The 12,725-nt window shown below is 40.4% G+C and carries 10 protein-coding genes, 1 tRNA gene and 1 pseudogene; 6 read left to right on the top strand and 6 right to left on the bottom strand.

Features of this window, described 5'->3' with window-relative positions; translation table 11 throughout:
• Nucleotides 1-78 precede the first annotated feature (78 nt).
• The 3 genes from PN457_RS11275 (at nt 79) to PN457_RS11265 (ending at nt 1,384) form a co-directional block, all read left to right on the top strand.
• Complete coding sequence (locus PN457_RS11275; RefSeq protein WP_271733406.1) at nt 79-831, top strand: HAD family hydrolase; 753 nt, start codon at nt 79-81, stop codon at nt 829-831.
• Between the two features lie 42 nt (nt 832-873).
• Nucleotides 874-946 (top strand) — tRNA-Ala (locus tag PN457_RS11270).
• Between the two features lie 174 nt (nt 947-1,120).
• Nucleotides 1,121-1,384, top strand: a complete 264-nt coding sequence (locus PN457_RS11265) for a type I restriction-modification system subunit M N-terminal domain-containing protein (protein WP_271733404.1) — start codon at nt 1,121-1,123, stop codon at nt 1,382-1,384.
• 296 nt (nt 1,385-1,680) lie between these two features.
• On the opposite strand, the gene PN457_RS11260 is transcribed toward PN457_RS11265, so the two are convergent.
• The 3 genes and pseudogenes from PN457_RS11260 to PN457_RS11250 all read right to left on the bottom strand — a co-directional run.
• Complete coding sequence (locus PN457_RS11260) at nt 1,681-2,016, bottom strand: XisI protein (RefSeq protein ID WP_271733403.1); 336 nt, start codon at nt 2,014-2,016, stop codon at nt 1,681-1,683.
• A complete protein-coding gene (locus PN457_RS11255) occupies nt 2,004-2,420 on the bottom strand; it encodes a XisH family protein (protein ID WP_271733402.1) in 417 nt (138 codons plus the stop codon). The genes PN457_RS11260 and PN457_RS11255 overlap by 13 nt, the downstream gene beginning before the upstream one ends.
• A 267-nt stretch (nt 2,421-2,687) precedes the next feature.
• Nucleotides 2,688-2,828: pseudogene (locus PN457_RS11250) on the bottom strand (N-6 DNA methylase); the annotation flags it as partial.
• Nucleotides 2,829-3,065: 237 nt separating this feature from the next.
• Between PN457_RS11250 and PN457_RS11245 the strand changes: the two are divergent.
• On the top strand, nt 3,066-3,974 hold the full coding sequence (locus PN457_RS11245) for a peptidoglycan recognition protein family protein (RefSeq protein ID WP_271733401.1): 909 nt from the start codon (nt 3,066-3,068) through the stop codon (nt 3,972-3,974).
• Between the two features lie 121 nt (nt 3,975-4,095).
• Here the strand turns inward: PN457_RS11245 and PN457_RS11240 are convergent, their stop codons facing one another.
• Nucleotides 4,096-4,863 carry a lipase family protein gene (locus tag PN457_RS11240; protein ID WP_271733400.1) on the bottom strand — a complete coding sequence of 256 codons (768 nt, stop codon included), beginning with the start codon at nt 4,861-4,863 and terminating at the stop codon, nt 4,096-4,098.
• Nucleotides 4,864-5,552: 689 nt separating this feature from the next.
• Between PN457_RS11240 and PN457_RS11235 the strand changes: the two genes are divergently transcribed.
• Nucleotides 5,553-7,562: a DUF262 domain-containing protein gene (locus PN457_RS11235; RefSeq protein ID WP_271733398.1), complete on the top strand. Its 2,010-nt coding sequence runs from the start codon at nt 5,553-5,555 to the stop codon at nt 7,560-7,562.
• Nucleotides 7,563-7,755: 193 nt separating this feature from the next.
• On the opposite strand, the gene ribBA is transcribed toward PN457_RS11235, so the two are convergent.
• The gene (gene ribBA / locus PN457_RS11230; protein WP_271733397.1) at nt 7,756-9,531 is read right to left on the bottom strand and encodes a bifunctional 3,4-dihydroxy-2-butanone-4-phosphate synthase/GTP cyclohydrolase II; all 1,776 of its coding nucleotides are present in this window, start codon (nt 9,529-9,531) and stop codon (nt 7,756-7,758) included.
• Nucleotides 9,532-9,868: 337 nt separating this feature from the next.
• Between ribBA and argC the strand changes: the two genes are divergently transcribed.
• Nucleotides 9,869-10,927, top strand: a complete 1,059-nt coding sequence (gene argC, locus PN457_RS11225; RefSeq protein ID WP_271733396.1) for an N-acetyl-gamma-glutamyl-phosphate reductase — start codon at nt 9,869-9,871, stop codon at nt 10,925-10,927.
• A 32-nt stretch (nt 10,928-10,959) separates the two neighbouring features.
• Here the strand turns inward: argC and eno are convergent, their stop codons facing one another.
• Nucleotides 10,960-12,249: a phosphopyruvate hydratase gene (gene eno, locus PN457_RS11220; protein WP_271733395.1), complete on the bottom strand. Its 1,290-nt coding sequence runs from the start codon at nt 12,247-12,249 to the stop codon at nt 10,960-10,962.
• Nucleotides 12,250-12,725 lie beyond the last annotated feature (476 nt).

Below are 12,725 nucleotides of genomic sequence, written 5' to 3'. Positions count from 1 at the left end.
GTATGGCTACCAAAAAACGCGCACAATAGATAATAATAATTGGCAGGACTTTGCATCTCCAGGGCTTGGCATAACAAGATGAGTTTAAAGGCAGTTTTATTTGATTTTAAGAGTGTGATTATTAATCATGAGCAGATTCACTCACAATTAATAGATGAAATTCTCATCCAAGAAAATCTCCAACCCCAGAAGCTGGGTGAATACCAGGCTTTATACCGCAGGAGCGATCGCACTTATTTACAAGAGTTGCTCAGTTCTCGTGGTAGGGTGGTTAGTGAGGAGTATGTCAACAAACTCCTACACCAGAAAGCCCAAGCCTATGTCCAGCAACTGGAAAACATCCCCGAACTGCCTTTATATCCAGGTGTGCTAGATTTTATTAACCAGGTGCGATCGCTCAGTATTTCCCCTGATGATTGCCAAACTGTCAAGCTCGCCTTAATCAGTGGTGCAATTCGCCAGGAAATAGAACTAGTATTAGAACGGGCTTTGCTGTCGGAGTATTTCTCTGTCATGATCGCCGATGATGACCTGAGCGCCACCCAGTCTCAACCCGATGCTTATCTGCTGGCTGTGGAACGTCTCAATCAATTATACCCTGATTTCCATCTCCAACCCGCTGAATGTCTAGCAGTTGAAGGTACCCCGGTGGGTGTCGCAGCGGCTAAACAAGCCCACATACAAGTACTTGGGGTGGCTCACAGCTACCCATTCCATATGCTCCAGCGTCGCTGTAACTGGACTGTGGATTATTTGTATGATTTGGAATTAGAACGAGTCCAGGAAGTTTTTTTACAAAAAGATATCAAACTTACCGCCCCTGGGTGCTAAAATATGATATATATGTGAGGGTTTTTTACTCTCCACTCCCTTGGGGAATTAGCTCAGTTGGTAGAGTGCTGCGATCGCACCGCAGAGGTCAGGGGTTCGAGTCTCCTATTCTCCATTGTTGTACATTGCTGTACTTTCTCACATTAAATGTCGCTTTTCTCAATATAATCTCAGGTATTCCACCATCCCCACTCTTGACATAGTGCCATTGCCTGTGCAATCTGTTTTATTATTATGCTCTGCTTACCTGAAAAGTAGATATAATAGGCAGATCAACATAGATAACGTAATGGCAGACCATCACCAACTCTCCAACTTCATTTGGCAAATTGCTGACTTGTTACGGGGTCCTGATCGGCCACCGCAATACGAGCGTGTAATGTTACCAATGACGGTGTTGCGTCGCTTTGACTGTGTGCTTGCTTCAACTAAACCCCAAGTATTAGCAGAATATCACAAGCAGAAGGATACTTCTAAGAGGTTGTTTGATAAGTTTTCATCCGTAATTTTTATCACATCTTTACCCCATTTATCACCCCATTTATTTAATTGATTAAATCCAGTCCCCTCCCCTTACAAGGACAAGACAAGGTGGACAAGGTGGACAAGGTGACAAGGGAGAAAAACAGTACAAAGTCTGTATTCTTAGTAAGAAAAATAGCCCCTTAAAAGACCATTGTCCGGATAAAATCTTCCTTGTCCACTTTCCTTCCTTGTCTTCGGTGGTCTTACCTTCACAGATCATATTAAAAACCTACCCTTGTAAGGTGAGGGTGGGGTAAAACGATATTTGATACACTAATCATGACTTGACAAACATCCTCTCAGAGAAGTCGGGGATCTTAAAATTTACCCTACTGCATAATCTGTAAATTGGCGTTTAAATGGGGAATGAAAACCGATAACTATATCTTGTTTGGGAATACCTAATTTTACTAAATCTTCTCCTATTTCGTTTTCTGTACCGTTGTGTTGTACCCAAATTTTACCATCTTTGATATCGAGATGTACAATACAGCCATAAACACGACGTTGATTTTTCCAACCAACATGGACAAGTTGATAATGATGATTTTGGGTATCAGAAATTAGTTGAGTTTCTATTTCTTGATCTTGGCTAGAATAGGCTGCATATTCTTGTAGAAGTTGTTGAATTATTTGTTTATATTTGGTTAGTTTATCCATTCGATAATATCCTCCGTTTCCGGTTGATAAGTAATCAGTTTTAGTTGATATCTTTTAATAATATTTTGTACCAGTCGTATGGTAAAGAAAGAGGTATAGGTATCAATGGGAACTGCTAGATAAAGTGTACGATCTGCTTCTTGTTCAGATAATGCTAACCTATAGTTGATAAATTGACCTAAAGCGGTGTGAAATTCAGAAATTGCGGATGTATTAAAAAAACTTTTAATTTCTACAGCAATTTTTTGATTTTCTCTCTCTGCTGCTAAAATTTTATCTGCACCTAAATCTATATACATATCTCCTAACTCGAAACTCACTGTATAAGGATCATGTGTGATTTTCCATCCTTGTTTTTGTAGTCCGTTTTTGACTGCGTTGTGAAATCTATCTCTTGCTGGCATAAACTAATTATATTATAACTTAATTATTTCTACACGGTTATTTTTCCATTCATCAGGCGTGGTAGCATTAAATCACGGGCTTATTTAAGTTTTTGGTTTTGAGCTATAGGACTCCTATTTGATTTCTGAACAATTTCTGTTCCCTGTTCGGTGTGTTCCCTTTCCTCACTGATAATTTCTCAACTCAAATAGGATGACTATAATAGCTTGTGCACTAATATCCTAGAAGATAAAACTTTTTGATCAAATTGATGTCTTATATTTTTATTAGGTACAAGTATTGGAACTGCGATCAGGTTCAATAATATTTACAATCAGCCGCACTAGAGAAGGTGGTGTAAAAAATTCTCCCCCTTCCTGCGCTCTTGTCATGGCGAATTTGTTGAGAAAATATTCATAAATTCGCCCTAAGTTGGTCTGCTGCTTCCCATAAAGAAGATTCTAGTGAACTGATGTTAAGCATAAATGGTGAGTAACCGAGACATCCTCTGAGACTTCTATCTATATTGCCATGATTCTGATCATACTCAGAGGACTGGCTTGATTATTGACTAACTTTGACTTTTAAAATGTCCTCCAAATATAAAATCTACTGTACATTAAGAGATGAAAGATTAAATTGAGTTTTTTATCAATACCATTACAATGAGGTTTAGAGACTGGGCTACGCGAGTATTACTGATTTTCCTGATATTCACTACACTAACTATAGTGTTATCCCTAGGAATAATTACACAACGAGAAGGTAACAAAATCAACTCTAACCCACCAACAGCCGATGTGACTACAGACTGGGGCGAATATCCACAAGCACAATTACAATCCTCAAACACCTTAGAGGAAAAATCACAGGAAAAATTACAGGAAAAATCAACCGTAAATTTACCCCCACCTACTGTCACCAAGTCTGAAAATTCTAGTAGATACAGAACTACAGCAGCTTTTACCCAATATAGACCCAACTATGAAATCGCCCCAGTAGACCCCAGCAACTACGGCGATCGCTATTCTCATGATGTTAATGGCGTACCTGTGAACAATCAAGCCCTGATTGTCTTACATGAAACCGGTAATTCTGCTTCTAGTGCGGTTAACTTCTTTCAAAACCCCCATACAGATGAGAGTCTACAAGCTAGTTACCACGCTCTAATTAAACGGGATGGGACAATTATTTATTTAGTTCCCCCAAACAAACGAGCTTTTGGCGCGGGTAATTCGGTTTTTGAGAGTCCCAATGGTGCAGAAACCGTAACCACTAACCCTAGTTTACCACCCTCTGTGAATAATTTTGCTTATCATGTTTCTTTAGAAACCCCCCAGGAAGCTTGGGGTAAAAATTCTCTGCGGTCACATAGTGGTTACACACAGTTACAATATAATTCTCTGGCCTGGTTAATTGCTCAAAGTCAGGTTCCCGACTACCGCATCACTACCCATGCTTATGTAGACCGTTCTGGAGAGAGAAGCGACCCCATTAGTTTTGATAGTAATCAATTTTTACGGTTACTTCATAGCTATCGGGAACTAATTCCCACCTATCAGGCTCAAAATTAAATTTTTGATTGATCATTGAATAAAAAAGGCTATAAAGCCTTGGGTGTGTTCCCTGTTCCCTGTTCCCCGTTCCCTGTTCCCTTAGATAAAAATTACCTATTGAAAAGTTATCAAACATCGTCTAAAGTAACTTTTCCAACCAGCGAATATAGCTACTAATAGAATGGTCTTTAATCCGAGCAGATAAGAAGTTTAATTTCCATCGAGAACTTAATCTTATTCTTTGCGGAGCATAAAAATAACCTTGCCACCAACGAGGTAGAGAAGGTACGATATCAAGACCGTAGATAAAGTGATGGGTTTGGGGGACACGTTTATCATAGGACTGATAGAACTTCTTATTACCTACTTTCGGTGCGCCAAAAGTATAGACTTCAATATCAGAGAGTATGGAATTAAAATTATATTGCAGATCAAGAGCGCAGATCGTAGCTAAAGCACCGCCTAAACTATGACCAGTGACAGTCAGACGAGAAACCTGATTAGTTTGAATATAGTTATGAAGTTGATATCTTACAGACAAATAAGCATTAGCAAAGCCCCGATGAATTAAAGCCCCAGAGTTTTTACTTGCAGAGTAGGGATAGATTTGTTGATATTCAGCAATAATTCCTTTCTCAATAACCCCTTGAAAAAACTCTTTTCTCTGCTTGCAGAAATTTAAATTGGTTTTCCAATCTAAGCGGGATTCACTGCCACGAAAGACTATAGTAGTCTCATGGGTATCACTTAAAATCGCCACTTGAGTATCAGTCGCCTCTATATTAATGAGATGTGGAGGTGAAGACCAGTTAGTAAAAAAACCCGAATTAGAAATCACCTCAAACTTGTGATAAATTTCTTGAGAAGCGAGTGCCATTTTCATGGCTTTAGAATTATTAATTTCCATAGGTGAGTAGTTACTTGAGCAAAGTTTTCCACAAGTGTTTAATATCTATTGACCACTTGACTTAATTGGCGTTAGAATATCAACTCTCAAACCCTGATTATGTCAAGTTTTTGTCATCTTATCACCTATTTAGCCCAGAAAATGCCACGTAACAAAATAATTCTCTGGGTTTAGATGGTTGACAAATTACTCATATTATGTATTTAATATATAATATTAAAAATTACTCCCACCATGCGATCGCACAGATCCTACAGGGGAACCAGAATATATAGATAGCGATCGCACAATATACCGGAATAATACCAGCCGCCATAAGTACTAGGGAAATATGGGTATTAATTTATCTCATATATTTTTAGGCTAAATGTAACCAAATAGTGGTACTATATGTTTCACATCGTGTATATAGCAATCCTAAATGATTCATGAACAATTTCTGTTCCCTGTTCCCTGTTCCCTGTTCCCTTTCCTCACTGATAATTTCTCAACTCAAATAGGATGACTATAGTTACCCAAAATACAGCACTTTTCAAGTAAATAAAGTACACACCTTAATATCATAAATCTTGTGGGGTGGGCATCGGTGCCCGCCCTTCTATACCTTAATCAGATAAAATGCGCTGTATCATCAAATAATTATACATTCTTGTATGCGATTATACCTTATTAGCCAATAATTATCATCAATGCAAGCCTCAGAAACTAAGTTACAACATATCATTGAAGGTACAATACAGTATGTAGTTCCCTTATTTCAACGAGCTTACAGTTGGAAAAAATCTGAATGGCAGGTGTTATGGGATGACATTGCAGAACTCTGCTCATTAGATCATCCTAGACCTCACTTTATGGGTTCTATTGTTACCATGCAAACCGCTTCAGGTCCTGAAGAAGGAGTAAATAAATTTTTACTAATTGATGGACAACAACGCCTAACTACAAGCTTTATTCTCCTCTGTGCTTTGCGAGATAAAGCAAAGCAATCTAGAAATAAGCAACTAGGTGAAGAAATCCATCAAACCATTCTGGTTAATCACTACAAAAAGGGTTCAGATTATTATAAATTAATGCCTACACAACTAGACCGTACAGCATTTTATCGCATCATTAATAATGAATCACCAATTGAAAATAATGTAATTTCGGAATGTTATTTATTTTTTGAAAGAAAAATTAGAAACAGCAAGTTGGAGGTTGAAAAAATCAAAAGAGTTATATGTAACAACCTCTCTGTTGTCAGTGTTAAACTTAGCAATGAAGATGATCCATATTTAGTCTTTGAAAATCTTAATGCTAAGGGAAGACCTCTTACCGAAGCTGACTTAATACGTAATTATTTCTTTATGCGGATTGATGTGGAGACGCAAGAGGAAGTTTATAAAAAATACTGGTCTCCTATGGAAGATATTTTAGGCGAAAATTTGACAGAATTTGTCCGTCATTATCTGACAAAAATTGGTAAGGAAATTAAGCAAAATCAAATTTATTTTGAAATTAAAGACCTTATTAGCAAAGGAGAAGGAGATGCAATTTCACACCTGAAAGACTTATATATTTTTGCTAACTACTATGCAAAACTTTTAAACCCTGAAAGAGAAGAAAACGAAAGTATACGCAAATATCTACATCGTATTAATCGCTTAAAAACATTTACAGTATACCCTTTCCTGCTAAATTGTTATGATGAGCTATCCCAAGATAGAATTTCGGAAGAAGATTTTGTGAGGATTTTAAAAATAATCGAAAATTTTATATTACGTAGATTTATTTGTAATATTCCAACTAGAGGTTTAAATAGAGTTTTTGCCTTACTATATTCACAGGTGAGCAAAGATTCCAATTTAGCCGCAGATAGTTTTTTAGTCCGGTTAAAATCAGATTTACAAAGCCGTAATTATCCAAAAGATGAGGAATTTAAATCACGACTAATGGATGTGAATTTATATGGTGGTGAAAATCGCTATGAAAAAGCCAAACTAATTCTTGAATCTGTGGAAGAATATTTTCAACATAAAGAGCAGGTATCTTTTGATAAGCTTTCAATTGAGCACATTATGCCACAAACTTTAAATGATTGGTGGAAACAACATTTGGGTGAAGATTGGGAGTCAACCCATCAATTACTTATTCATTCTCTAGGAAACTTAACACTTACAGCTTATAATGGTGAGCTTTCTAACGATGATTTTCCTAAGAAGCAGACTCACTTCCAAAAGAGTCATTTAGAATTAAACAAGTATTTTCATAATAAAAAATCTTGGTGCAGAAAAGATATTGAAAAACGAGGAGAATACCTAGCTGAAATTGCTTTGCAGATATGGAGTTACTTTGGTGATGAGTCAAAACCATCGCATCAATCTCGGAGTAGTCGTAAATCTCGGAGTAGTCGTACCACTCCTAAGCTGCTTCATATATTTGAACAAGAATATCCTGTAAAAAGTTGGCGGGATGTTTTGGAAATTACATTGAATAAAATTATTGATAGAGAACCTGATAGATTTAGAGATATTATAGAACAATTTCCCCGCTTTGTAGGATGGGATGAAAAAAAATTTCGCGGTTACCGAAAACTTGACAACGGGGCATTTTGTGAGGTTAATTTATCAGCAAACGACATCCGTGCTTTTTGTCAGAAAGCAATAGAAACAGCAGAAATTTCCGAGGAATGGTATTTTTATACAGTTGATGATAAGTAATGTAATATAGCATTTCCCATGCTCGTGAGGTACAAAGTTGTTTGGTTTCAGGGAACAGGGAACAGGGAACAGGGAATAGGGAATAGGGAACAGGGAATAGGGAACAGGGAACAGGTAAGAAGAATTGCCGTGTGTACTGAGTCTTGTTCAAAAATCAAATAGGAGTCCTATACTACTGAAATATTACCGAGTTTTAACCATCCCCCCTAGTAAAACTGTAAATTTGCTGAGTTTCTAGGCGATCGCATATTGCCGAAGGTAGGGTATTAAAAGAGAAATTCTGACGGTCTAGCTTAACTTGCAAGTTACTTAAGGGGTCACTACCAGCAGAAATCAAAAATTCTAACTTATTCACGTAGGGTAAAGTAACTAAATTATCCAGGATTTGGAAAATTGCTTGTAAGTAAGGATGGCCATTTTGCCGATACCAATTACTATCAGCCACATTTGCTTGGTCAAAGCCCAAATGTACTGTTAAAGACGACTGAGCAAACAGCGCCAACCCCAGAGGGCGCGCTTCTTCCTGTAATAATAGATGATTTTGTTTAGCTAACAGTCGCAGTTGTTCTAAACGTTCATAGCGTTGAGTGAATAATTGTTGGTCATCTTCCCAACTAATTGCGACTGTGGCCAAGTAAGTCTGTAACAGCATATGACCCAGCTTTTGGGCTTTAGTAGCTAGGTAATAGGAATTATAATCATTAGCCTCAATCAATAACGGTAAGCGGTCAACCACTTGTAACCCATAACCCTTGAGTCCCGCAATTTTCCGGGGATTATTAGTAATCAGGCGAATTTTCTTAATCCCCAAATCCATGAGCATTTGCGCCCCCATTCCATAATCCCGCAAGTCAGCGGGAAAACCCAGACGCTCGTTAGCTTCTACCGTATCCAGACCCATATCCTGTAAAGAATAGGCTTTGAGCTTATTAATTAAACCAATTCCCCGCCCTTCTTGTCGCAGGTAAACTACAACACCTTGACCAGCGGATTCAATCATTTTGAGTGCTGCTTTGAGCTGCATCCGACAGTCACAGCGTAAAGAACCCAAAGCATCACCGGTTAAACATTCCGAGTGCATCCGCACCATCACCGTTGCATCTGGGAAATTAGCCGGGTTACCCTTGACAATGGCCACGTGTTCTGTATTATCCAGAGTATGGCGATAGGCGTAAATATCAAACTGACCGAATTGGCTAGGCAGTTTAGTCACCACCTCACGGTATATTAGGCGATCGTGTTGGAGGCGATAACTAATTAAATCCGCAATACTAATAATTTTGAGATTATGCTTTTGGGCATAATCAATTAATTCCGGTAACCGCGCCATGGAACCGTCAGGGTTTTGAATTTCACAAATTACCCCAGCCGGATATAACCCCGCTAATCGAGATAAATCTACAGCTGCTTCGGTATGTCCCGCCCGTTTGAGTACACCCCCCATTTTGGCACGAATGGGGAAAATATGACCAGGGCGGCGTAAATCTGTAGGTTTAGTCCCTGGGTTGAGGGCCACTTGGATCGTGCGGGCGCGGTCTTCGGCGGAAATTCCGGTAGTAACACCTAGTTCTGGACCCGCATCAATACTAACTGTAAATGCTGTTTGGTTAGTATCTGTGATGTTGGTTACCATTAAGGGTAAGTCTAATTCGTCCAAGCGATCGCCTGTCATGGCTAGACAAATCAGCCCCCTAGCTTGCACCGCCATAAAATTAATCATATCTGGGGTAGCAAATTGGGCTGCACCAATTAAGTCGCCTTCATTTTCGCGATTTTCGTCATCTACTACCACAATGACACGACCTGCTTTTAAGTCTGCCAAAGCAGCATCAATGGAATCAAATTTAAAGGCTGGAGTTGAAGAGACAGCACCATCAATGTTGTCCCCGGTGGTCGGTACAACCGTGGGGGAGTCGTTCCCATTCAGGGGAGTAGAATCAGTCTTTCGTATAGGCTTAGGCTTTGACACAGAAAATTCCAGCTACCAAAAGTAAATTTTTCTTACAATTTCTTCTTTATAGATTGTAGCTTGTTTATTTGGATTACAACTAAATTGCCAGACTGATCAGCTATTTTAGACTTTTCCGGTAACACTTGGGAAGCGGAATACCGGGTAACGCTACTTAAATAAATATTGATCTGTGGTGATCTTTGGAGATAAATGTTGATTTTGTCTAGTAAAAGTGTAAAATCTTGCCACAACCCAGCATTGAGGGTAATTGGTGTATTGTTGTATGCCGTGCATTTTCTAGCTGATATTTCAGAATTAACCACCTTAACTAAAAACGGATGAGGATTTCATAATTATGGGTAATTTTAGACGCGTACCTGTGGGAATTGTTGGCGCGTCAGGTTATGGGGGAGTGCAACTAGTCAGATTACTGATGGAACATCCAGAAGTTGAACTAGTTTATTTAGGGGGTGAAAGTAGTGCTGGTCGGTCTTTTGCAGACCTCTACCCCCATCTGGCTCATCTGGTTAACTTACCAATCGAACCAGTGGAACCAGATGTCATTGCTCACCGTTGTGAGGTAGTCTTTCTTTCCCTACCCAATGGCCTGGCTTACCAAATTGCACCCCAATTGTGTGCTAAAGGATGTAAGGTACTGGATCTGAGTGCCGATTATCGATTTAGCGATTTAACCACTTATACTAATTGGTATGGGGGACAGAGAACCGATGACACCATCGCCGCCACCGCAGTCTATGGATTACCAGAACTTTACCGCGATCGCATTGCAGAAGCCCAGCTGGTCGGTTGTCCTGGTTGTTACCCCACCGCGAGCCTTTTAGCCCTCTCCCCACTACTTAAACAAGGTCTCATCGTCCCCGAAAGCGCCATTATTGATGCTAAATCTGGCACATCAGGGGGAGGTAGACAGGGGAAAATTAACCTATTATTGGCTGAGGCTGATAACTCCCTGGGGGCTTATGGTGTTGTTAATCACCGCCACACCCCAGAAATTGAGCAGATTTGTAGTGATTTAGCCGGTCACGATGTCAAAGTTCAATTTACCCCCCACCTCATCCCCATGGTGCGGGGAATTTTAGCCACAGTATACGCCACACTCCGCGACCCTGGATTAGTGCGGGATGACCTGATTACCATCTATAAAGCCTTCTATCGTCACGCCCCCTGGGTGAAAGTCTGCGATAATGGTACTTATCCCCAAACTAAATGGGCTTGTGGTAGCAATCTTTGCTATATCGGCGTAGAAGTTGACCCGCGCACTCGCCGAGTGATTGTCATGTCAGCCATTGACAACCTGATTAAAGGACAGGCGGGTCAAGCTATACAGTGTTTAAACTTAATGATGGGTTGGGATGAAACCTTGGGACTGCCCCAATTAGGATTTTATCCCTAATGTGGGACATGGGGAATTTATTTCCCCTCTCCCTACTTCGGCCCTAAACCTACAGTACCCGCATACACAGCGCGATCGCCCAATTCATCCTCAATCCGCAGCAAGCGATTATATTTCGCCACCCGTTCACTGCGACAGAGGGAACCGGTCTTAATTTGACCCGCACGGGTAGCCACAGCTAAATCCGCGATGGTAGTATCTTCAGTTTCCCCAGACCTATGGCTAATTACCGAGCGGAAACCGTTCCGAGTAGCTAAATCAATAGTTTCCAAAGTTTCCGTCAGGGAGCCAATTTGATTGAGTTTAATCAAAATAGAATTACCAGCTGTTAGCTCAATCCCCTTTTGTAAGCGGGTAGCATTGGTAACAAACAAATCATCACCCACCAACTGCACCTGAGAGCCTAACTTTTGGGTGAGTAATTGCCAATTCTGCCAGTCTTCCTCATGTAACCCATCTTCAATGGAGACAATAGGATATTCTGCCACTAATTGACCCAGGTAGTCAATAAACTCAGCGGGAGCGTGGGGTTTACCATCATAAACATACTGTCCATTTTTGTAAAACTCACTGGCCGCTACATCCAGGGCCAAAGCTACCTCCTCCCCTGGTTTGTAACCAGCTTGTTTAATCGCCGCTACCAATAATTCTAAAGCCACCTGATTTGACTCTAGGTTAGGAGCAAAACCCCCCTCATCTCCCACACCAGTCAGTAAACCTTTGTCATCTAACACCTTGCTGAGAGTAGCAAACACCTCCGCACCCCAGCGCAAAGCTTCCCGGAAAGAAGACGCACCAATGGGGACAATCATAAACTCTTGAAAATCCACATTATTTGCAGCGTGTGCGCCCCCGTTAATCACATTCATTAAGGGTACAGGTAACAAATTCGCCAACGGTCCGCCTAAGTAGCGATAGAGGGGAATCCCCAAGGCCTCCGCCCCGGCTTTGGCTGCTGCCAAGGAAATGGCTAAAATTGCATTAGCTCCTAAATTGGCTTTGTTAGGGGAACCATCTGTAGCGAGCATCGTCCGATCTAACAGTTCTTGGTTTAGCACATCCAAGCCTAGTAATTTTGGTGCTAATACCTGATTGGCATTTTCTACCGCTTTGAGTACCCCCTTACCACCATAGCGGCTTTTGTCCCCATCCCGCAACTCGTGGGCTTCAAATGTCCCGGTGGAAGCACCACTGGGAACCTGAGCTACCCCCACAGCACCACCAGCTAGATGTACTTCCGCTTCCACTGTCGGCCTCCCCCGGGAATCGAGAATTTCCCGGGCTACAATGGCTTCAATTGCAGTATCAATAAATTTACTCATCCGTGCTTCATCCTTTTTGCTCAGTCTGTCGTTAGGGTTGAACTATTACAGTTTATTCATAACCCAATGGTTAGCATAAGGGGTACTGGGGCAAATTCCACTCAGATTAAACAAGATTTCCAATGTGGGGACTAGGTGGGGCGATCGCTTTGCCCCCATTGTCTGATATGTTACTAAATAGTATCAAGGATATCCTGGAATTTGCCCCTTTCTTATTTTTTCCACTATGCAAGTCAAAAAACAACCCATTTATCAGTTCCTAGAAGGCAGAAATAAAAGTTTTGTCATCCCTGTATATCAAAGAGATTATGCCTGGAAACAGAGCAATTTATATAATATAGCAACCGCCAAGGTAATTAGGACATTCACTATTCCCTATCCCCTATCCCCTATTCCCTATTCCCTACTCACTATTCCCTACTCACTATTCCCTGTTCCCTGTTCCCTGTTCCCTGTTCCCTTAAAACCATAATGAT

It is taken from the genome of Anabaenopsis arnoldii, assembly GCF_028331025.1.
Lineage (GTDB): Bacteria > Cyanobacteriota > Cyanobacteriia > Cyanobacteriales > Nostocaceae > Anabaenopsis > Anabaenopsis arnoldii.
The sequence above is the reverse complement of the archived record's forward strand: the minus strand, read 5'-3'. Positions and strand labels throughout refer to the sequence as shown.